The 21,101-nt window shown below is 34.3% G+C and carries 21 protein-coding genes; 5 read left to right on the top strand and 16 right to left on the bottom strand.

The features are described 5' to 3' along the window. Positions 1 to 100 precede the first annotated feature (100 nt). The 9 genes from ACRBBL_RS25110 to mraZ all read right to left on the bottom strand — a co-directional run bounded on the left by ACRBBL_RS25110 (position 101) and on the right by mraZ (position 9,715). On the bottom strand, positions 101 to 451 hold the full coding sequence (locus tag ACRBBL_RS25110; RefSeq protein WP_431371855.1) for a four helix bundle protein: 351 nt from the start codon (positions 449 to 451) through the stop codon (positions 101 to 103). A gap of 36 nt (positions 452 to 487) precedes the next feature. Next, positions 488 to 1,690 (bottom strand): FtsW/RodA/SpoVE family cell cycle protein, encoded by a 1,203-nt coding sequence (locus ACRBBL_RS25105; protein ID WP_431371854.1) that lies wholly within the window; start codon positions 1,688 to 1,690, stop codon positions 488 to 490. 123 nt (positions 1,691 to 1,813) lie between these two features. Continuing rightward, on the bottom strand, positions 1,814 to 3,154 hold the full coding sequence (gene murD, locus ACRBBL_RS25100; RefSeq protein ID WP_431371853.1) for a UDP-N-acetylmuramoyl-L-alanine--D-glutamate ligase: 1,341 nt from the start codon (positions 3,152 to 3,154) through the stop codon (positions 1,814 to 1,816). Positions 3,155 to 3,302: 148 nt separating this feature from the next. Then, positions 3,303 to 4,538: a phospho-N-acetylmuramoyl-pentapeptide-transferase gene (mraY, locus tag ACRBBL_RS25095; protein WP_431371852.1), complete on the bottom strand. Its 1,236-nt coding sequence runs from the start codon at positions 4,536 to 4,538 to the stop codon at positions 3,303 to 3,305. A gap of 31 nt (positions 4,539 to 4,569) precedes the next feature. Beyond that, positions 4,570 to 6,033 (bottom strand): UDP-N-acetylmuramoyl-L-alanyl-D-glutamate--2,6-diaminopimelate ligase, encoded by a 1,464-nt coding sequence (locus ACRBBL_RS25090; protein WP_431371851.1) that lies wholly within the window; start codon positions 6,031 to 6,033, stop codon positions 4,570 to 4,572. Next, positions 6,030 to 8,036, bottom strand: a complete 2,007-nt coding sequence (locus ACRBBL_RS25085; RefSeq protein ID WP_431371850.1) for a penicillin-binding protein — start codon at positions 8,034 to 8,036, stop codon at positions 6,030 to 6,032. The genes ACRBBL_RS25090 and ACRBBL_RS25085 overlap by 4 nt, the downstream gene beginning before the upstream one ends. 5 nt (positions 8,037 to 8,041) lie before the next feature. Further along, complete coding sequence (locus ACRBBL_RS25080) at positions 8,042 to 8,362, bottom strand: FtsL-like putative cell division protein (RefSeq protein ID WP_431371849.1); 321 nt, start codon at positions 8,360 to 8,362, stop codon at positions 8,042 to 8,044. A gap of 2 nt (positions 8,363 to 8,364) precedes the next feature. Further along, positions 8,365 to 9,261: a 16S rRNA (cytosine(1402)-N(4))-methyltransferase RsmH gene (gene rsmH / locus ACRBBL_RS25075; RefSeq protein WP_431371848.1), complete on the bottom strand. Its 897-nt coding sequence runs from the start codon at positions 9,259 to 9,261 to the stop codon at positions 8,365 to 8,367. Continuing rightward, positions 9,248 to 9,715, bottom strand: a complete 468-nt coding sequence (gene mraZ / locus ACRBBL_RS25070; protein ID WP_431371847.1) for a division/cell wall cluster transcriptional repressor MraZ — start codon at positions 9,713 to 9,715, stop codon at positions 9,248 to 9,250. Before mraZ ends, rsmH begins: the two co-directional genes overlap by 14 nt. 283 nt (positions 9,716 to 9,998) lie before the next feature. Here mraZ and ACRBBL_RS25065 point away from each other — a divergent pair, with 283 nt between their 5' ends. Then, a complete protein-coding gene (locus ACRBBL_RS25065; protein ID WP_431371846.1) occupies positions 9,999 to 10,763 on the top strand; it encodes an alpha/beta fold hydrolase in 765 nt (254 codons plus the stop codon). An 11-nt stretch (positions 10,764 to 10,774) separates the two neighbouring features. After that, positions 10,775 to 11,383 carry a ribosome biogenesis GTP-binding protein YihA/YsxC gene (yihA, locus tag ACRBBL_RS25060; RefSeq protein ID WP_431371845.1) on the top strand — a complete coding sequence of 203 codons (609 nt, stop codon included), beginning with the start codon at positions 10,775 to 10,777 and terminating at the stop codon, positions 11,381 to 11,383. Here the strand turns inward: yihA and ACRBBL_RS25055 are convergent. After that, positions 11,358 to 11,735, bottom strand: coding sequence for a GTPase (locus ACRBBL_RS25055; RefSeq protein WP_431371844.1), 378 nt, complete (start codon positions 11,733 to 11,735; stop codon positions 11,358 to 11,360). The genes yihA and ACRBBL_RS25055 overlap by 26 nt on opposite strands. A gap of 260 nt (positions 11,736 to 11,995) precedes the next feature. On the opposite strand from ACRBBL_RS25055, the gene ACRBBL_RS25050 reads away from it, so the two are divergent. After that, positions 11,996 to 12,748 carry a DUF5995 family protein gene (locus tag ACRBBL_RS25050; protein WP_431371843.1) on the top strand — a complete coding sequence of 251 codons (753 nt, stop codon included), beginning with the start codon at positions 11,996 to 11,998 and terminating at the stop codon, positions 12,746 to 12,748. 12 nt (positions 12,749 to 12,760) lie between these two features. Here the strand turns inward: ACRBBL_RS25050 and ACRBBL_RS25045 are convergent, their stop codons facing one another. From ACRBBL_RS25045 to gldB, 3 genes are read right to left on the bottom strand one after another with little or no spacing between them, the layout of a single operon-like run. Then, positions 12,761 to 13,195 carry a hypothetical protein gene (locus ACRBBL_RS25045; protein WP_431371842.1) on the bottom strand — a complete coding sequence of 145 codons (435 nt, stop codon included), beginning with the start codon at positions 13,193 to 13,195 and terminating at the stop codon, positions 12,761 to 12,763. A gap of 12 nt (positions 13,196 to 13,207) precedes the next feature. After that, on the bottom strand, positions 13,208 to 13,546 hold the full coding sequence (gene gldC, locus ACRBBL_RS25040; protein WP_431371841.1) for a gliding motility protein GldC: 339 nt from the start codon (positions 13,544 to 13,546) through the stop codon (positions 13,208 to 13,210). Then, positions 13,546 to 14,496 (bottom strand): gliding motility lipoprotein GldB, encoded by a 951-nt coding sequence (gene gldB, locus ACRBBL_RS25035; RefSeq protein ID WP_431371840.1) that lies wholly within the window; start codon positions 14,494 to 14,496, stop codon positions 13,546 to 13,548. The genes gldC and gldB overlap by 1 nt, the downstream gene beginning before the upstream one ends. 204 nt (positions 14,497 to 14,700) lie before the next feature. Between gldB and nadE the strand changes: the two genes are divergently transcribed. After that, the gene (nadE, locus tag ACRBBL_RS25030; RefSeq protein ID WP_431371839.1) at positions 14,701 to 15,489 is read left to right on the top strand and encodes an NAD(+) synthase; all 789 of its coding nucleotides are present in this window, start codon (positions 14,701 to 14,703) and stop codon (positions 15,487 to 15,489) included. A gap of 162 nt (positions 15,490 to 15,651) precedes the next feature. Beyond that, positions 15,652 to 16,281 (top strand): response regulator, encoded by a 630-nt coding sequence (locus ACRBBL_RS25025; RefSeq protein WP_431371838.1) that lies wholly within the window; start codon positions 15,652 to 15,654, stop codon positions 16,279 to 16,281. Positions 16,282 to 16,411: 130 nt separating this feature from the next. On the opposite strand, the gene dnaG is transcribed toward ACRBBL_RS25025, so the two are convergent. The 3 genes from dnaG to ACRBBL_RS25010 all read right to left on the bottom strand — a co-directional run bounded on the left by dnaG (position 16,412) and on the right by ACRBBL_RS25010 (position 21,060). Further along, a complete protein-coding gene (gene dnaG, locus ACRBBL_RS25020) occupies positions 16,412 to 18,373 on the bottom strand; it encodes a DNA primase (protein WP_431371837.1) in 1,962 nt (653 codons plus the stop codon). Between the two features lie 120 nt (positions 18,374 to 18,493). Then, on the bottom strand, positions 18,494 to 19,786 hold the full coding sequence (locus tag ACRBBL_RS25015) for an erythromycin esterase family protein (RefSeq protein ID WP_431371836.1): 1,293 nt from the start codon (positions 19,784 to 19,786) through the stop codon (positions 18,494 to 18,496). Positions 19,787 to 19,998: 212 nt separating this feature from the next. Next, positions 19,999 to 21,060 (bottom strand): hypothetical protein, encoded by a 1,062-nt coding sequence (locus ACRBBL_RS25010; protein WP_431371835.1) that lies wholly within the window; start codon positions 21,058 to 21,060, stop codon positions 19,999 to 20,001. Between the last annotated feature and the right edge of the window lie 41 nt (positions 21,061 to 21,101).

The raw sequence follows: 21,101 nt of genomic DNA, 5'->3' as shown, positions 1-21,101 counted from the left end.
GATTTGTGACTTTTTGCTGTCTTTTCGCTAATTATATTTTGTTTTTTTATTTCTACTTACTCTTGCGCTATTTATAAAAACTATTCTTTATGATTATTTATTATTTGCGACTTTTTATTGTCTTTATTGACGAAATTATGATTGATAAAATTTCATTAGCTTCTTTGTGCAAACGATTTATTTCATTTTTTTCTTTATCTGTTATCTCAGAAAATAATTCCAAAAAATACATGCTCTCGTCTGCTTCTTCTTCTACTATTTTTAATTTATATATAAAGTCAGCTTTTGATTTAGCTCTACAAGCTGCTCTATAATTAGCTCCAACTGATGATGAACATCGTATCAATTGATTACAATACGCATTATACTCTCTTGAGATTGGAAATTTAGAACATAGCTTCCAACAATCTGAAGCAAACCTTTTAGTTCTATTTTTCAAAATCTCTTTCATATTTCAAATCAAAAATCGTAAATCAACAATCTAAAATCAAAGTGCTTCACTCAAAACCGCCAACGGATTTTCGTCCTTTTCTTTTTGTTCTAATATTTCTTCTCGCTTTTTACTTACACTTAACACAATTCCGATAGCTAAACATGTCATCCAAATTGAGGTTCCTCCACTACTGATTAGCGGTAAGGTTTGCCCTGTTACTGGAAATAATTCTACCGCAACTGCCATGTTGATGAGTGCCTGAAATACGATAGGCAATCCGACACCAATGGCGAGTAATTTTCCAAATATTGTATCTGCCTTGTGCGCTACAATTACAATCCGAAAAAGTAATAACATGTACAGAAAGAGTAACGATAAACCTCCTACTAAACCATATTCTTCTACAATGATTGCATATATAAAGTCAGACGCACTTTGCGGCAATAAGTTTTTCATAACGCTCTTTCCTGAGCCAACTCCAAGAACACCTCCGCTTGCAATCGCAATCTTAGCGCGATCTATTTGGTAATTCCCTTCGTTATTTTCTTTTACATTTCCACTCCAATAGTTAGAAACACGATTTTCCCATGTTTGTATTTTCACCTGTATTGGTCCTGGAATTGCTCTTCCAATCACAATAAATAATAGCAATCCAATTATTCCTGAACCCACTACCATTAAGAGGTATTTCCACGGATAACCTCCCAAAAAACACAACATTAACACCATTGAAAAGATGATTGCTGTGGTTGAAAAGTTTGCGGGTAATATCAACCCAACTATGATAAACACTGGAACCCAAAGCGGTAAAATTGTTTCTTTAAACGTAACGACTTTGTCTTTTATTTTTGATAGATATCGTGCTACATAAATCATTAAAACAACACTTGCCAATGTGGATGTTTGAAATTTGATTCCCACAAAAGGAATGCGCATCCAGCGACTTGCATTTGCTCCTCCAATTGTTGTGCCTTGTGCTAGCGTATAGATTAGAAAGAACAAAACTATTGGCAACATTATGATAGACAAGCCTTTGAAATAGTGATATGGCATGCGATGCACTCCATATATAATGGCAAATCCTAGAAATAAATGCGATGCATGTTTTACTAAGAATTTTAACGTATTTCCATCTCCATATAAATACGCTAAGTTGCTACTTGCGCTATATACAGGTAAAAACGAGAATAGCGCTAGTAAGGCAACTACTGCCCAAAGCGCTCTATCTCCTTTTATGTTTTTAAAGATGGTATTCATTATTTGTTGTCTGTTGTTTGTTATTTGTTATTTGTTATTTGTTATTTGTTATTTGTTATTTGTTATTTGTTATTAAAAAAAATTACAATTAAAATTTTATATTAAGCATTTATAATTTCAACATTATAGGTTTCTTACTGCTGCTTTGAATTGCTTTCCTCGCTCTTCATAGTTTTCGAATAAATCGAAACTTGCACACGCTGGTGACAATAATACATTATCTCCTTTTTCTGCGATTTTGTGTGAAATTTTCACCGCTTCATCCATAGAAGTAGTTTCTACCATTAAGTCTGCAACTCTACCAAACGATTCTATTATTTTTGAGTTATCAACTCCTAAGCAAACTATTGCTTTTACTTTTTCGTGTACTAACGGTAATAAATCTGAGTAATCGTTTCCTTTGTCAACACCTCCAACAATCCAAACGGTTTGCGTTGTCATGCTTTCTAGCGCATAATAGGTTGCGTTGATATTCGTTGCTTTGGAATCGTTGATGTACTGAACATTTTGAATTTTTAACACTTTTTCCAAGCGATGTTCTACACCTTGAAATCCTGACATACTTTCACGTATGGTTTGTTTTCTGATGTTTAATAGTTGTGCTACTGCAGAAGCTGCCATTGCGTTTTTCACATTGTGTTGTCCTTCTAGTGCTAGCGAGTCCGTCGGCATAGTTATTGTCTTATTTTGTATCGTTAGTATTATATTTTTGTCTTCTATATACGCACCATTTTCTAGCTTATTTTTGAGTGAAAATGGTATTAATGTCGATTTTATTTTGTGTGTTTTTAGTCCTTCCACAACGACTTCATCATCTGCATCATAAATGAGATAATCCTTTTCTGTTTGATTCATCGCAACTCTAAATTTTGAAGCGATATAGTTTTCAAACTTGTAATCGTATCGATCTAAATGATCGGGCGTAATGTTGGTAATGATCGCAATGTGCGGATTGAAATCAATGATTCCATCTAACTGAAAACTGCTTAATTCCAACACATATGTATCATAAGATTGCTCTGCAACTTGCTTTGCAAAACTGTCTCCCATATTTCCTGCAACTCCAACATTTAATTCACCTTGCTTTAATACATGATGCGCTAACATTGTCGTTGTTGTTTTTCCGTTACTTCCTGTAATCCCTACAATCGTTGCATCTGTAAATTGTACTGCAAATTCGATTTCAGAAATCACCGCAATTCCCCTTGCTTTTAATTCTTTCACTAAAGGAATTGTATCTGGAATCCCTGGGCTTTTCATTACAACATCAGCATTGAAAATTTTTGCTTCCGTATGCTGCTGTTCTTCCCATTCAATTTCAAACTGATTCAGAACGTTTTTGTAATTTTCTTTTACAACTGATTTGTCTGAAACAAATACATCATAGCTTTCTTTCTTTCCTAAAATCGCGGTTCCTACACCACTTTCTCCTGCTCCTAATATGACCAATCGTTGTTTTTGCACTACTTTTTCTTTTTAGTTGCTAGTTATTTGTTGTTGGTTGCTTGTTTTTTCAATCATAACTCATCACTATTTTTCATCTTTTTGTTTATGTGTTATTTCTCAATTTGTTTTTGCTAACAACCAAGAACCAACAACTAACAACCATCCACTACCTCAGTTTCAATGTTACAATTGTTAGAATTGCTAGTAGAATTCCGATAATCCAGAATCTGGTTACAATTTTACTTTCGTGATATCCTAGTTTCTGATAGTGATGATGCAATGGCGACATTTTAAATATTCTTCTTCCTTCACCAAATTTCTTTTTTGTGTATTTGAAATAACTCACTTGCATGACGACCGACAGGTTTTCCGCTAAGAAGATTCCGCAAAGGATTGGAATAAGCCATTCTTTACGAATTGCAATTGCAATTACCGCAATGATTCCTCCAATGGTCAAACTTCCCGTATCTCCCATAAATACTTGTGCTGGATAGGTGTTATACCACAGAAACCCAATTAACGCTCCCACAAAGGCGGCAATGTAAATGGTGATTTCTCCTGCTCTTGGTATGTACATGACATTCAAATATTCGGAGAAAATCAGGTTTCCTGAAATCCACGCAAATATTCCTAGTGTGAGTACTATTATGACCGAAGTTCCTGCGGCGAGTCCGTCAATTCCATCAGTAAGGTTTGCTCCGTTAGAAACTGCCATGATGATGAATATGACTATTGGAATAAACACCAACCACGCATATTTCGCATAGTCTGGATTGATCCAAGTAACAAGTTTTGCATAATCAAATTCGTTATTTTTAACGAACGGAATTGTCGTTTTCATTGAACGCTTTTCTTCACCAAACTTCGTCGTCGGAGCATTTGAATTCATGACTAATTCCTGCTGTTGACTGGCAGGTAATTCTTCACGAATAGTGACATCATGATTAAAGAATAATGTAGCACCTACAATGATTCCCAGACCTAGTTGCCCTAGTATTTTAAATTTTCCTTTGAGTCCTTTTTTGTCATTTTTAAACTTTTTGATGTAATCATCTATAAAGCCAATAATTCCCATCCAAATTGTTGTGACAATAAGTAGAATGATGTATATATTTTCAAGCTTCGCAAAAAGTAATACAGGAACTAAGGTTGCCAAAATGATGATGATTCCTCCCATGGTTGGCGTTCCTGCTTTTTCCTTTTGCCCAGCTAATCCTAAATCACGTACCGTTTCTCCAATTTGTTTTGAGCGCAAGTAGTTGATAATTTTTTTTCCGAAAATCATAGAAATCAACAACGAGAAAATCACAGCCATTGCCGCCCTAAAACTCAAGTATCCGAATAAGGATGCTCCTGGAAACTGGTATTGTTGTTCGAGATATTCAAATAAATAGTATAACATATTCTTTGTTGTTGCGCGCTTTTATAATTCGTTATTCGTTGAGATTGTCTAGTATTTCTTTGGCAATTTTGTAATCGTCAAAATCAGTTCGTTCTCCGTTGACTTCTTGGTAGGTTTCATGTCCTTTTCCTGCAATGAGAATGATGTCATTATCGTTTGCCATTTGACATGCCGTTTTTATCGCTTGTTTTCTATCTGTGATCGATAGTGTTTTTTTATAGTTTTGCGGCTCTACTCCTTTTTCTATTGCTTCGATGATTGCTATCGGATCTTCACTTCGCGGATTGTCTGATGTAAATATTGCTTTTGTACTTAGTGCTGATGCGATATTGCCCATTTTTGGACGTTTGGTCACATCACGATCACCACCACAACCAACTACCGTAATGAGTTGCTCGTTTCCTGTACGAATATTATTGATGGTTTGCAATACATTTTTTAAAGCATCAGGCGTATGCGCATAATCAACAATTGCTGTTATTTTATTTTTTGTTATGAAATATTCAAAGCGCCCACTTACACTTTCAAGCTCACTCATTAATCGTAAGATTTCAATTTCTTCCAGACCTAATAATTCCGCCGTAGCGTAAATAGATAATAGATTATACGCATTGAAACTTCCGATGAGTTTTGCCCAAACTTCATTGTCATTTATTTTTAAAAGCAATCCTGCGAATCTATTTTCCAAGATTTGCGCACGATAGTCTGCATAGGTTTTTAGCGCGTATGTATGTTTTTTTGCTTTGGTATTTTGCAACATTACCAAACCATTTTTATCATCTATATTGACTAAACAAAAAGCTTCTTTTGGCAATTCGTCAAAGAATTTCTTTTTGACATCTCTGTATTCTGCAAACGTATCGTGATAGTCTAAGTGATCGTGTGAAAGGTTCGTGAATATTCCACCTTGAAACACCAATCCTGCTGTTCTTTTTTGATGAATTCCGTGTGAAGAAACTTCCATAAAGCAGTATTCTACACCTTCGTGATTCATTTTTTGCAAATACCTATTGATCGTTAATGAATCTGGTGTTGTATGCGTTGCTTTGTACTCCGTATCATCTACCAAAATTTTCACTGTAGAAAGCAGTCCAACTTTGTATCCAGCTTTTTTAAATAGTTGATATAATAAGGTAGCAACCGTCGTTTTTCCGTTGGTTCCAGTAACTCCGATCAGTTTTAAGTTTTCTGAAGGATTCCCATAAAAGTTTGACGCCATTATTGCCAACGCACTGCTTCCATTATCAACTTGAATGTATGTGACTCCATTGCTAATATTTTCTGGAATTTCATCGCAAATAATAGCAACAGCACCCGATTTTATAGCAGAATCAATATAACTATGTCCATCAAACTCATATCCTTTGATAGCCACAAAAACATCATTTAATTGCACTTTTCGTGAATCAAAAACCAATTCGCGCACATCGATATTTGTATCGCCAGTAACCGCTTCGATATGAACCTTATATAATATGTCTTTTAGTTTTTTCACGATAACTCTAATACAATTCGTTTTTCAGTTCCTATTTTCAAACCTGCTTCCAATGACTGTTTCGTCACTTTTCCGCTTCCTTTAATTTCTACGCGCAATCCTAAGTTTTCTAGTAGCGGAATGGCATCCATTGCTGGCATTCCTACAACATTTGGTATAATGGTTTTATATTTTATCGATTTCTCACGATAATCCTCATAATTACTTTCTACTATATTATCTACAACATCAATACTTTCTACTTCATCAAAAATTGGTGTGTCTCTATATATTTTGTGTGCAATTTTTTTGAATACAGGTCCAGATACATCTGCTCCGTAATATCCTATTTCTTGCACTGGTTCATGAATTACCACAATGCATGAATACTTAGGATTTTCTACAGGAAAGAATCCTGCGAAACTTGAAATGTATTTTATTTCACTTCGTTTTCCTCCATAGTTTTTTTGACAGGTTCCTGTTTTTCCTGCCATAGAGAAATCTGGAGAATACAAGCCATTTCCTGTTCCGTGCTTTTTTTCAACCACATTTTGCATCATCTTTTTGACTTTTGCTACGGTTTCTTTAGAACATATTGATGGATTAATGACTTCTTTTTCGAATTTTTGCTCGTCTGTATACCAGTTTTCACGAACTGCTTTTACAAATCGTGGTCGTACCAATTCGCCATTGTTAGCAATCGCATTATAGAAAGCTAGTATTTGTAATGGAGTTAATTCAACACCGTAACCATACGCCATCCATTGCAATGATATTCCACTCCAGGTTTTATCGTTTGGATGTGGAACAATTGGTATTCCTTCACCTGTAATAGGCAAATCGAGTGTGTTGTTAAGGTTCATACTGTAGAGCCTGTCCACAAATTTTCTTGGATTTTTTCCGTAGAAATCATCAATAATTTTCACAACTCCAACATTCGAAGAAACTTCAAATGCTCTGGATGCTGTAATAGTTCCGTATCCACGTCTGTTGGAATCTTCTACAGTTTTACCATAAAATGTAAGTTTTCCATTTCCTGTATTTACCAGATAATCACTATCAATTACTTTGTCTTCTAAAGCCGCAACCATAGCCATTAATTTGAAAGTAGAACCTGGTTCATGTCTTTCTCCTACTGCATAATTCAGACGTTCCGAATAATTCCCTTTACTGTTTCTTCCTAGGTTTGAAATTGCTTTTATTTCACCAGTTGCAACTTCCATTACCACCACACAACCATGATCCGCTTTATACTTTTCTAACTGCTCTAACAATGCATGATGCGCAATATCTTGAATATTTACATTGACAGTAGATATAATATCAAAACCATCTTGCGGCTCTAAATCATTGTCGTTTGATACAGGCTTCCATTGTCCTTTTGCAATTTTTTGCTCTAGGCGACTTCCTTCTTTTCCACGTAAATATTTACCAAAAGCTCCTTCTAAACCAACTTTTGTGTAATGCCCATCTTTATCTTTGAGTTCGTGACCAACTGTACGTCTAGCAATTCCTCCAATGGGATGTTCGCGTACTGTTTTTACTTTATCAATAAATCCACCTCTAAAAGTTCCACGTTTAAAAATTGGAAATTTCTTAATACGTATATATTCTGCGTAACTTAAATTCTTAGCTATTGGAAAAAACTGCGCTTTGTTTGTACATGCCTTCGTAATTCTGTTTTCGTGATATGAAGAAGATTTTCCAAGTAATTTTGATAGTGAGTCAGACAGCGCTTTTACATTGTCTGTAAAAACCGTTTTATTGACTGTTTTTGTATCAAAAAAGATATCATATTTAGATACTGAAGTTGCTAGTAAGCTTCCATCATCTGCATATACATTTCCTCTACTTGGCTCAATGATTGCTTTTCGTAGTGTGCGTTCTTCAGCCAATGCTTTGTACTTGTCACCTTCTACAAATTGGACATTTACCAATTGCACCACAACCGCTATCGCGAAGAGAAACATACCTCCTGCGACAAAATATAAACGATTTAATATGTTTTTTTCGGTTACTGGCATTTATTTTATTGTTGTGACTTTACTCTAATTTTTTTTGGCGGATTTTCAGATGGTGCCAATCCTATTTTGGCAACTTTTTCGGTGATATACGATTCTAGTTTTAATTGCTGCAATGTTGTCCTCGCTTCTACAAACTCACTTTTCAATTCTTTTACTTCATCATTGAGCCTTGCAATTTTGTGTACTTTTTCATCTGCCCAATGCGAACTTGCAATCATGATCAAAGCTAGAAATGAAGCAAAAACGATGAAGCGCCAATTTTTGATCGCGTCATCCTTTATAAGGAACTTCCCTTTTAGTATATCATATATATTTTCCTTCTTCATTATTACAGCCGTTCTGCTATTCTGAGTTTTGCGCTGCGCGCTCTGTTGTTTGTTTTTATTTCTTCTTTGGATGGAATGATTAATTTTCCAACTTTTTTGAATGGCACTTCTACTCTACCGTAAAAATCTTTTTCAGGTTCGCCTTCAAATAATCCATTTCGAATAAATCGTTTTACCAATCTGTCTTCTAGCGAATGATAACTTATTAAACTAAGCCTTCCACCTTCTTCTAATACTTCTTCGGTTTGCAATAGAAATTCTTTTAAGACTTCTATTTCTTGGTTTACTTCAATACGAATTGCTTGGTAGATTTGCGCCAATACTTTGTGCTCTCTGTGTTTTGGCAAAAAACGTTGCAATGCCACACGTAATTCTTCTGTTGTACGAATTGGCTCTTCCGATCTTGCCAACACAATTTGCGCTGCAATTCCCTTTGCATTTCTTACTTCACCATATAATGATAGTATAGATCGCAATTCACCTTCCGAATATTCATTTACTATATGGTATGCAGAAACTTCTCCTTCTTGATCCATTCGCATATCCAAATCCGCTTCAAAGCGTAAAGAAAAACCTCGTTCTGCTACATCAAATTGGTGTGATGAAACGCCAAAATCACCTAGAATCCCATCTACTTTTCGAGCTCCATAAAAGCGCAAAAACTTTTTTAGGTGTCTAAAATTTTGACTAATCAACGTAAATCGCGGATCATCAAGTGCATTTTCAAGCGCATCTTGATCTTGATCGAACGCATATAATTTTCCGTGTTCTCCTAATCGGCTTAAAATTTCTTTTGAATGTCCACCGCCGCCAAAAGTTACATCTACATATACACCATCTTCTTTGATGTTGAGTCCGTCTACTGTTTCTTTCAACAGTACTGGATTATGATATTCCATCTTCATCGTCATTTCCCATTACTTCTTCTGCCAAATCTCCTATATCAACATCTGCATCATCTGTAGCTGCATTGTATTGCTCTTTATCCCAAATTTCTACAATGTTGATTGCTGACGACAACACGATTTCTTTTTTGATTCCTGCAAAACCTACTAAGTCTTTCGGAATCAGCAATCTTCCTGCTGCGTCAATTTCTACCATTCGAACACCTTTGTTAAATCTTCGAATGAAATCCACATTTTTCTTTTTAAAACGGTTCAATTTGTTTAGTTTTTGCGTCATCAAATTCCATTCACTCATCGGATGCAACTCTAAACATGAACCAAACAAACCTTCTTTAATCACGAAACCTTCTTGCAAAACTGGAGACAACTGCTTTTTTAAATCAGCAGGAACAAGCATTCGCCCTTTAGCGTCTACTTTACATTCGTATGTTCCAATTAAATTTATCACGTGAGAATATGGCTTACCTATTATAAGATTCAAATATATTGAAAAAATTACCACATTTTACCACATTTTACCACTTTGTTGATAAGTTTTTCCACTTTTTAACGAAAAAGCCCTTAAATACGCTATAAATCAATTTATTGAAAGTGGGAATTTGAAAGCAAAACCATGCTTTTTATGAATATTTCTGCTCTGTTTTACTATTTTTTGAGACATTAAAAAAAAAGCATTTTTATAATTCCGAAATGCCTATATTTGTCTCTTGTTAAAAAACTGATAGCCATTAATGAAAGAAAGCTTTAAAAAGGAAGGTAAATTCAATTATCTCGAATTGGGAGAAGGGACACCTATCGTTATTTTACATGGCTTAATGGGCGGTTTGAGTAATTTTGAAGCCGTTACCGAAAATTTTTCAACGAAAGGATATAAAATTTTAATCCCTGAGTTGCCTATTTACACAATGCCACTTCTTAAGACAAACGTGAAGAATTTCGCGAAGTATGTCAAAGATTTTATTAAACACAAAGATCTCGATAAAGCAATTTTACTAGGTAATTCACTTGGTGGACATATTGGGTTACTTACTACAAAACTGTATCCTGAATTGGTAAAAGGCTTAGTGATTACTGGAAGTTCTGGATTGTATGAAAGCGCCATGGGCGACGGATACCCAAAACGTGGTGATTATGAGTTTATTAAAAAGAAAAGTGAAGATGTTTTTTACGATCCAGCAGTTGCGACAAAAGAGATTGTAGATGAAGTTTTTGCTACTGTAAATAATCGTAGTAAACTGATTAAAACTTTAGCAATTGCTAAAAGTGCTATTCGCCATAATATGGGGAAAGATTTACCAAAAATGAACATTCCTACAGGAATTATTTGGGGAAAAAATGATACAGTTACACCGCCAAATGTTGCAGAAGAGTTTCATGAATTACTTCCTGATTCTGACTTATATTGGATAGACAAATGTGGGCATGCGCCTATGATGGAACATCCTGAAGAGTTTAACGAATGTTTGCAAAACTGGTTGACTAAACGTAACTTTTAATCTGACTTTTTATGAAGATAAAATCTGCCGAATTCGTAATGAGCAACTCGGACGTTGCTAAATGCCCAAAAAATCCAATTCCTGAATATGCTTTTATTGGACGCTCGAATGTTGGGAAGTCTTCATTGATTAATATGTTGACACAACGCAAAAGTTTAGCTAAAACTTCTGGAAGACCTGGAAAAACACAGTTGATTAATCATTTTAAGATTAATAACGAATGGTTTTTGGTCGATTTACCTGGTTACGGTTATGCGCGTGTTTCTAAGAGCGCTAAGAAAGTTTTTCAAAAGTTTATTACTGAATATTTTAGAAAACGTACGCAATTGGTTTGTGCATTTGTGTTAGTTGATATTCGCCACGATCCACAGAAGGTCGATTTGGAGTTTATGCAATGGATGGGCGAAAACCAGATTCCGTTTTGTATTATTTTTACCAAAACTGACAAACTACGTCCTTCACAGATTGACAAGCATGTTGCCAACTATGAAGCGAAGTTATTGGAAGATGTATGGGAAGAAATGCCACAATATTTTGTGACTTCTTCTTCGAAAGCTATTGGTCGTGATGAAGTATTGAATTTTATTGGACAGATTAATAAGGATTTAAAAAATTCATAGTTTTTGCTTTTGATTCTATTAGATGAATCAATTCTTCCGTTGTTTCTATTTTTTCTATTTCACTTTTCGAAATCCACTCAGTAAGTTTTTGTGCTTCTTTTAAAAATATCACAGGATACTTAGCTTCTGCATATTGATATTGCTTTTCAAATTCGTCGTTGTGCAAAAATTCCAGCGAAAGCGATGTGTTCTCCCTAAATTCTTTCCACAATATATTTTCCGAAAAAGTATCGTGCGTTATTGCACACAATTTACATTGATAGGTTTTTGGACTCACTAATTTATGCGCAATATCTAGTAAACCGTTAAGTTTTCCTGATTTTGCATTATATATGAAGATTATTTTTTTCAATTGTTTTTTTGTTCTTTGTTCTTTGTTAAGTTGTGCATTTGTGTATTCATAGGTTCTTAAAAAACTTACTAATCCCTAATACCCAAAACCTAATACCTCTTTACCCACACCAAATCTACCAAAGGATCAATAAATGTAATTTGAAACGTCTCACTACTCAATTCTAACACCTCAATACTAAAACATAAGTCGCATTAAACACACTTTCCTTTTAAGCTTTCACATATTTTCATACTTTTAAGAGATCAAACACACCAATCATGCAAGCAACTACCATTGATGAAGTAATTTCATTCCTAGACCAAATTATTAAAGAGAATAAAGAAGCGCCAAGTACAATGGGCTATTTTGCAGCTCTGTATCACAAAGTGACTTGCAAAGTGAAAGAAGGAATTGAGAATCATTTTTTTGATGATAATCCGCGTATGGAAAAGCTCGATGTTATTTTTGCCAATCGCTATTTACAAGCGTATACTGAGTTTAAAAACGGTACCCAACCCACAACTTCTTGGCAAATTGCATTTGAAAAAGCAGATAGTTATTGGTTAATTGTGTTACAGCATTTGTTACTAGGAATGAATGCACATATTAATTTAGATTTAGGAATTGCCGCAGCAGAAGTGATGAAAGGGAAAGATATCATCGATTTGCACGATGATTTTAATAAGATTAATGAAATTTTGAGCGAACTAGTCCATGATGTAGAAAAAGAACTGTCATTGATATGGACATTTTTAGCCAAAATTATTAAAGTCACCGAAAAGTTTGATACTATCCTGATTGATTTTAGCATGAAACTTGCCAGAGATGGTGCATGGAAATACGCAACTTTATTAGCGAGTTCACCTGAAACTGAATGGCCAAACTTGATTAAAGAACGAGATGCAAAAGTTGCTAAGAAAGCTAACATCGTTATCAATCCAGGGTTTTTAATTCGATTGCTATTTAAGGTTATTCGACTGGAAGAAACTGGTACAATTAAAACTAGAATTGAGATTTTAGAGAAAGATTAGGACTAATCTTAATCAGTTTGTTTTAGGAGTTACTTTAAGTCCCAATCCGTCTTTTACATCAACTAGCGCATTATAGAAAGAGATTAAATCCATTGTAGTAGACGCATTTCTATCACCAAATGTATTTATTTCATACTGTTTACCTAAAAACTCAAATTTAATGATCATTTGTGCTTTTTTTAAAAGCGCTATATGCTCTTGCTTATATTCATTTCGCCAATCACCTTCTTTCGTTATTGACTCAAGTCTTTCAAGAATTAATTCTTCTAAAAAGTGTAAATACGCTTCTTCTGGTTTTATCCAAAATTCATTTCCAGCGTAAAACTCATTTGCTAAATCAGGAAAGCCTTTAAGAAAAATTATTAGAGCAGTTTCAAATGGTGCTACATCAAAAACCCCTTCACATATTACGAGAGGTTTCCATATAGAGTACCCTTTTATTTTCATCAAAAATGCTACTTATTTCTTTACAATCTCTAATTTTTCAGCAAAATAATCGCAGAAATCCATCATCGTTGCGCTCATTTTTTCATCGTTCGTTGCACGTTGAAATGAACGCGCCATTGACACTAAGGTTTGATGGTAAAATACTTTCATTTCGTCTACAGGCATATCTTTTGTCCATAAATCGATTCGTAAACTTTCTTGTGCTTTGTGATCCCAAACTGATAACATTACAGCTTTGGAAGCTTCATTTTCTACACCACCATCTTTTGCAGTCCAATTGATTGCTTCGGGCACGTTGTTTTCATCAACAGTGACTGCAATTTTTATTTCGGACTTCATTTTTTTTGCCATTATTTCTTTGGTTTGAACTTTGAATTATTAAAAATTTCTTTCGAAGGTTTCCCTAAAAGATTTTGCAAAGATACATCATTATTTTCCATATATGCCTTTACTATTTGATAGCCAATATAACGACCAATTCCTCCAGGAGATTCATTATCTATTTCTAAATAAAATTTAGAGAATGGTGCCAAATTTAAGAATCGAGCATCCAATTTACTATTGGTACTATACAACAAATCTTTTTCGAGGAAATACGTCCAAACTTGCTTTTCATTAGCGGCTGCCCAATCTGCTTGTTGTTGCGTGTACCCAAATTGCATAGCAACACTTGCTTTTGGCACTAAAAGTGATTTTATATACTGTACTTTTCCGTAGAAAATCATTTTACTTAAAAACGTACGTTCACGCGATGGTTTTACTTGCGCATACGCAAATTCTGTTGCCATATCAACAGGAATTACTTCCTTTTCAAATGTATTGGAAATGTACTTTTGAATTCCTTCATAATATTTATGATTGGCTCCTAAATACGTATTTAAAGCAATTAAAACTACGTCTTGATAAAAAACTACTTTCTTACGATAATCTTCTGATGTTACTGCATATACTTTAGGCGTATCGTATTCTGGAAAGTAAAACTCTATGTGTTGTAGTAATGATTTTATGCCACGTTGCACAGGTGCAAAATCTGTAAAAACTGAGTCAATTTGTGTTTTTAATTCTTTTTGTAGCGGATCGTTCATTGTATAAACCCAAGTGGAATCGGGAACAGAACTCGGAAAAAATAATGGATATGCTTCTTTGAGTTTTGGTAAATCGAACGGCGTAGCATTTAAAAATACTTGATCAAACCGAACTACATTTACATCTAACGGAATGGCTGCAATTTCTTTTTCGAGCTGGTTTTCATCAGCACATCCAATTAAAATTAGCAAGCATACATACAATATTTTTCTCATAGTGGTTTTATATTAATCCAATAGATAAACGCAATCTGTTTTTATAAATTTTATTACGACGCTATTTTTGTCTGCAAAGTTACTTTTTTTATCTTGTAAAAAAATCAAAAGATATGAAATGAGTCATAATAATTCCGTTGATAGCAACCGAAATGATTATTGGCAAATTCCATCTGACAGAATTAATAAAATAAAAATAAATAGATGAAGACTGAACAGGTTATAGATCATATTGTGACATGGTTAAAAGATTATGCTACTAATGCAGGAGTAAATGGATTTGTTGTAGGTGTTTCCGGAGGAATTGACTCTGCTGTAACTTCTACTTTATGCGCAAAAACGGGCTTACCAACTTTATGCATTGAAATGCCAATTCATCAAGCAAAAAGTCATGTAACACGTGCGCAAGAACATATTAAACAATTAAAGGAACGTTTTGATAACGTGACAGATACACGAACAGATTTAACACCTGTTTTTGAAGAATTTAAAACAGAAGTTTCTTTAGAAGGAGCACAAGCAACTGTCGATATGGCTTTAGCTAACACAAGAGCACGTTTGCGTATGACTACGTTATACTATTATGCAGGTTTACTAGGAAGATTAGTTGCAGGTACTGGAAATAAAGTAGAGGATTTTGGTGTTGGATTTTATACTAAATACGGTGATGGCGGTGTAGATTTAAGTCCAATTGCCGATTTAATGAAAAGTGAAGTATATCAACTTGGAGAATTACTAAAAGTTCCTACATCAATTATGCAAGCAAAACCTTCTGACGGACTATTTGGTGATGCTCGAAGCGACGAAGATCAAATTGGTGCAAACTACGATGAACTTGAATGGGCAATGCGCATGAAAGATGCAGGAAAAACTACTGATGACTTTACTGGAAGACAACAAGAAGTATTCAAAATTTACAAACGATATAATACTGCTAATCAACATAAAATGATTCCAATTCCAGTCTGTTTAATACCGCAAAATCTTACATAAAAAAACACCTTTTTTTATAGTTTTTATAAAAATTTGTTTAAATTTGTTGCTACAGACCCCCTAAACCTGAAATAAAAATTGATTCGTTTTTATGTTAGCATGACATAACGAACCTTTCTTTATGTGATGGTCTGATTTAATAATAACTTTAAAAACTAAATTATGGTTAAAGTATTAATTGCAGACAATCATCCCATTGTTCGAAAAGGAATTAAATCCTTGTTTAAGAACTCTACAGAGATTGACGTAGTAGGTAAAGCTGCTACTACTTCAGAGCTTTTTGACTTCATTAGTCAAGAGCATGTAGATGTTGTTTTACTTGAGATGGATATCCCTGAAGTCAATGGAATTACTGCTCTAAGAAGACTTAAAAAAGACTTCGCCGACGTAAAAGTAATAATGTTTAGCTCACACTCCGAAGATGTTTACGCAGTAAGCACATTAAGGGCTGGAGCTTCTGGTTACTTGTCAAAATCTGTAGCTACAAATGTTATTAAAGACGCGCTTATTAAAGTTGCCAATGGAGGCATCTATATTAGCAACGAGTTAGCGCAACGCTTAGCATTTGACGAAAGCACAAACAAACCCCGCAGATTCTTTAGACGTTTGTCTACGAGAGAAGTAGAAGTTTTAAAACTTTTAGCTTCTGGTAAACGTAACAAACATGTTGCTGAAGAACTAAATCTGAACGAAAAAACTGTGAGTACTTACAAGGCTCGCCTAATGCGTAAGTTGAATGTAGACAATTTAGTTGATCTATTACAACAAGCAAAAGCATTGGAATTACTGTAATTGCATTTGTAAAGATTTTCTCTTTACTACAGTAAAAAATTTTTATGATGATATGTATATACCCTTTTTAGGCTATAAATATATCATCATTTTTTATACATCAATTTACTTGTAAATCTTTCTTGGAAAACTACATCACTCTTTTTAATTGCTCAGAAAGTGATTTTTTTAATGTGTTGTAATTGATAATATCTTCTAATACGTTTTGCGATTCTTCTATTTTGGTATCAGCAGAAAGACTAAGCTTGAGTTCTTCTATTTTACGATTAATCAAGAAGCAACGTAAGGTAAGAATGGTTTCGCTTGTAAGTTGCGCTATCGTTTCTTCTTTGGGCTTTACGAAGATATTTTGCTCTTCCCAATTGTGCAGTTCATAGCGTTCTTCTCGCATGAGAATATCTGTAACTTCATTTGCGATTTCAGGTTCAATTTCATTGACAAATGTGTCCAATTCCAAACTACCTGTTTCGTTAAGCCTTTCAATGGCACGATAGTAAATGGTTTTAAATTTTTCATTTGCCAAATCTATCTCGTCTTGTTGCAAGTCTAAGTATAGTTTTTGAAAGACTTTTGCATCAAAGAGTTCACGTACCATTTCCAATTCGCCATCTTCATCTTCTTTTAAAATCATGTCTTCAAATGTGGCGTCCATGTTTCCGTAAATCAATAGTATTTCAATGATTTTTCGCTCCAACACATATTGTTGATCAACAGCTTCTTCCTTCCTCTCTGTTTTGATGACATCAAACGCCTTTTTTTCTTGCTTGATTTGCTTATTAGCATCTTTGATGTCCTTGTTTTGCAATTGTGCCAACGTAGCAAATAACACTTCTTCAGAAATGTCCATGATACGAGACGTTTCACGCAAGTACAATTCTTGTTTGATTCGGTCAGAAACTTTCGAAATACTAGACATCATGTCATTGATGACTTCTGCCTTTTTGATCGGATCGTTTTTGGCAACTTCCATTAATAAGGAAGCTTTGTAACTGATAAAATCTTTTACATTGTTTTCAAAATATGCCAAGACATCTTCTAAGGCATTGTTCTTTGTAAAACTATCAGGATCATCACCATCAGGAAATGTACATACACGTACATTCATGCCTTGCTCTAAAATCAAATCTACTCCACGAAGCGACGCGCGAATTCCCGCAGCATCTCCATCATAGAGAATGGTAATATTTTTTGTTAAGCGATTTATCAAACGGATTTGTTCCGCCGTTAAGGCAGTTCCAGAAGAAGAAACTACATTGTGAATTCCCGCTTGATGCATTTGAATGACATCCGTATATCCTTCCACCAAATAACAATTATCTTCTTTTGCAATTGCCTGTTTTGCATAGTACAAACCATACAAAACTTTACTTTTATGGTAGATATCACTTTCGGGTGAATTGAGATATTTGGCTGCTTTTTTATCGCTCGTTAAGATTCGCCCACCAAAACCAAGCACGCGTCCACTCATACTATGAATAGGAAACATGACTCTACCTTTGAAGCGATCAAAACGTTTTTCACCCTTTACAATTGTTAGTCCCGTTTTTTCAAGATAGGTAAGATTGTAACTTTCTTTTAGTGCTGCATCCGTAAACGCGCTCCATTCATCCAAGGCATACCCCAAGCCAAACTTTTTGATAGTTTCTGTAGTAAATCCCCTTTCTTTAAAATAGGTAAGTCCGATGGCTTTTCCTTTTGGAGAATCCCAAAGTGTTTCTTGATGGTATTTTTTAGCATATTCAGAAACCAAATACATGCTTTCTTTTTCGTTTGCTAAGGCTTTTTCTTCGTCTGTACGTTCGGTTTCTTCAATTTCAATTCCGTATTTATTCGCTAAATATTTTATAGCTTCAGGATAGGTAAAATGTTCGTGCTCCATTAAAAACGCAACAGCATTTCCTCCTTTTCCAGAACTGAAATCTTTCCAAATTTGCTTTACAGGCGACACCATAAACGACGGTGTACGCTCGTCTGAGAATGGACTTAACCCTTTGAAGTTACTTCCTGATTTTTTGAGTTGAACAAAATCGCCAATCACTTCTTCTACGCGAGAAATGTCAAATACAGCATCTATGGTTGATTTTGAAATCAATGGTTTCGGGATTTTTAGGAATGAACTTCAAAAATACTAAGTTTCGATTAATATTAGACAAAAAAAGAGATACTTTGATTTGCATCTCTTTTTTGCGCTAATTCTGTAATGTATATATTTCTATTTTTTTGACTCGTACGTAAACAAAGGTTTTGTAGCATTCGTGTTTTTGATGAAAACCACAAAATCATACATGGTTGTAGGATTGACTTCATAATAGTCCTTTTCCGTATTGGTTCTATATCCGAAGAGTTTTACTTTTTGTTTTGGTAATTTTATACAGATTTCTTTTATTTTTTGAGTGATGGAAAAGTAATATGCTTCCGACTTGTTTTGCGCCAATTTTTCTTCAAAGGTATTTGTTGGTAAGGCAGGATAATCGGATTTGTATAGTTGATCATCATAGTTATGATCATCATTGATTAGACGTTTTTTCATATACGAATAACTTCCACTAAAACTACTCATTCCAACTGCCGCATACTCATTTGGGAATTCTTTTTTAAGGTTTCTTCCCATCAAGCCAATTTCGTTGTCGATAATTACTTCTTTTGAAATATGTGCATTGTGTGCCCAAACAATGATTTTTGCTTTTGGATCTTTCGCCAAATATGCCACGCGTTCAGCCATGACAATATCTCTGGTGATGATGCTTCCTGTAAAAACCATTTCGTAATTGATATAAGAGCTTTTTGCGTTCAACAATAATTCATCCAAGCGTTTTGAAGAAATATTTTCTTTTTTGACTGCTTTTTCAAGATTGATAATTAAGCGATATATTTCACGATTGTATCCGTAATTATCAACTTTTGCAGGTTTTTTGTCTGGAAATCTTTCGTAGAATTCACTCGGTTCTAATGTAACACGCAACTTGAATTGTTTTAAAATTTCTTTGATTTCAGAAGTCATATTTGATTGCAATTCTTTGGAAAGCATTTCTGGTAAAATTTCACGATACGAATCGTCACAACCTTTAAAGGGAATTGGCGTATGTGTTTGATTGTACTTTTTTAACCAGATTAAAAAATCCTTCATTTTCTCCGTTTGATAGATGGAGAATAAATGTTTTTTCATCAATGAATCAATCGATTCTGTTTGCAAATTTTGCGATAATATTTCTAAATCTTCATACGGATTTTCTAAAATCACCATATTGAATCCTTTTTCTTGAATCAATTTTTTAGTAATTACCGCACGAAGCTCGTAAAATTCTGCTGTTCCATGCGTGTCTTCACCTAGTGCAATGATACGCTTGTCTCCTATTTGAGAAACAAGCGCATCCAAAGATGTATCTAGTTTTTGCGTTGATGATATATCTAAGGATATTTTTATGTTTTCAATGGCTGTTTGCAACGTTTGTCCATTCGCGAAAAGCGATATACAAATAGTAAAAAGTAAGAAGAGTTTTTTCATTGTTTTTTGGCATTGATTGTCTACACAACTACTTTTAAACAGTTGTGAATTTGTTTTTATATGAGTTGAGGATTCAGAACGTCACTTCGAGTGAAATTTCATGGAAATTTAGTATCGAGAAGTACTTTGAAAACAATTACTTCTAAGTAGATCTCGATACAACGAATCAGAGATTCGCCACTCGATCTGACCTTTTGAGTTTTAAATTTCTGTTAGAATACATCTAATCGTACACCAAGCGAAATGTTACGTTGTTTTGCGTTTGGGCTTTTAAAAATTGGTGATAAGTCATATTTACAATACAAACTCATATCATCCCAACCAATATATGCGCCTAAACCATACACAAAAGTATTTGTATTGAAGTTTCTACGTATTTCTTGATCTATGCGTTCTCCGTTTTCTTTGTAACGTAATTTTTGTTTTACAGCAATATTGAATCCTGCATAACCACCGATTCCGAATTTAAATTTTGAATTGGTATAATACCGAATGTATTTTTTTCTATCTAGTTTTCTCGACGGACCAAATTCGAAGTATAATGGCACTGTTAAATTGGTCATTCTAATTTTTGAGCGACGTAAATCGTTTGGAAATTCTTCTAAAGTTGTCAGATCTCCATTGTCTACAAAAACACGATTTCCAGTAGGCTTTAAGCTATTATATTGCAATGCTAGTCCATAGCGAAAACGTACAAAGTTGTGATTTTTTGCAACACGCGTTGTCCACATAAATCCAAATTCAAAGAAACGCGATCCGCCAATTTTATAATCGGAATCATTGAGTGATTTTCCATCTTGAATTGCATTGTTGAGTCCAAAAGCAAATACGACATCTGATTTTGTACGGCGATCATATTTAAGAGGTCTCTTTTTAATTTTCCTTGTATCAAAAATTTCCCCAAATCGGATAAAACTTCCTCCTTCTTGAATATAGTGGTCCAAAAACATTTCACGCTTTTTTTTCGCCATACGATATTCAATGTTCGCAGCCGCTAATAATGCCGCCTTCTTTTTTTCCTTTTCAGCGTCCGCTGGGGTAATTTTTCCTTTTTCCAATTTTTCATTGATGTGCTCTATTTTATTTTTAAGCAATATTTTTTCATCTTCAGTAATAATACGTAATAGCGCTTCAAAATATTTTCTTTCTTGTTCTTTTTTAATGGCTGTAGAATCTTGCCTTTTTTTAATTGTTTTGCTATCGATTTTTTGTGCCTGCATGGTAAAATTTACACATAGGAATATCAGGCATAAATACAAAGTACTTGTTTTCATGTTCGTTTTTTTTATAATGATTTGATGATTTTCTTTACTGT

The sequence above is a fragment of the Kordia sp. genome, from assembly GCF_050633145.1.
Lineage (GTDB): Bacteria > Bacteroidota > Bacteroidia > Flavobacteriales > Flavobacteriaceae > Kordia.
The sequence above is the reverse complement of the archived record's forward strand: the minus strand, read 5'-3'. Positions and strand labels throughout refer to the sequence as shown.

Bases quoted from the DNA above. Each gene is read 5' to 3' on its own strand.
- ACRBBL_RS25105 (WP_431371854.1), bottom strand. From the start codon at position 1,690: ATGAATACCATCTTTAAAAACATAAAAGGAGATAGAGCGCTTTGGGCA.
- ACRBBL_RS25050 (WP_431371843.1), top strand. From the start codon at position 11,996: ATGCAAGCAACTACCATTGATGAAGTAATTTCATTCCTAGACCAAATT.
- ACRBBL_RS25015 (WP_431371836.1), bottom strand. From the start codon at position 19,786: ATGAAAAAACTCTTCTTACTTTTTACTATTTGTATATCGCTTTTCGCG.
- ACRBBL_RS25080 (WP_431371849.1), bottom strand. From the start codon at position 8,362: ATGAAGAAGGAAAATATATATGATATACTAAAAGGGAAGTTCCTTATA.
- ACRBBL_RS25025 (WP_431371838.1), top strand. From the start codon at position 15,652: ATGGTTAAAGTATTAATTGCAGACAATCATCCCATTGTTCGAAAAGGA.
- ACRBBL_RS25065 (WP_431371846.1), top strand. From the start codon at position 9,999: ATGAAAGAAAGCTTTAAAAAGGAAGGTAAATTCAATTATCTCGAATTG.
- rsmH (WP_431371848.1), bottom strand. From the start codon at position 9,261: ATGGAATATCATAATCCAGTACTGTTGAAAGAAACAGTAGACGGACTC.
- ACRBBL_RS25010 (WP_431371835.1), bottom strand. From the start codon at position 21,060: ATGAAAACAAGTACTTTGTATTTATGCCTGATATTCCTATGTGTAAAT.
- ACRBBL_RS25085 (WP_431371850.1), bottom strand. From the start codon at position 8,036: ATGCCAGTAACCGAAAAAAACATATTAAATCGTTTATATTTTGTCGCA.
- mraY (WP_431371852.1), bottom strand. From the start codon at position 4,538: ATGTTATACTATTTATTTGAATATCTCGAACAACAATACCAGTTTCCA.
- gldC (WP_431371841.1), bottom strand. From the start codon at position 13,546: ATGGCAAAAAAAATGAAGTCCGAAATAAAAATTGCAGTCACTGTTGAT.
- nadE (WP_431371839.1), top strand. From the start codon at position 14,701: ATGAAGACTGAACAGGTTATAGATCATATTGTGACATGGTTAAAAGAT.
- yihA (WP_431371845.1), top strand. From the start codon at position 10,775: ATGAAGATAAAATCTGCCGAATTCGTAATGAGCAACTCGGACGTTGCT.
- gldB (WP_431371840.1), bottom strand. From the start codon at position 14,496: ATGAGAAAAATATTGTATGTATGCTTGCTAATTTTAATTGGATGTGCT.
- ACRBBL_RS25110 (WP_431371855.1), bottom strand. From the start codon at position 451: ATGAAAGAGATTTTGAAAAATAGAACTAAAAGGTTTGCTTCAGATTGT.
- ACRBBL_RS25045 (WP_431371842.1), bottom strand. From the start codon at position 13,195: ATGAAAATAAAAGGGTACTCTATATGGAAACCTCTCGTAATATGTGAA.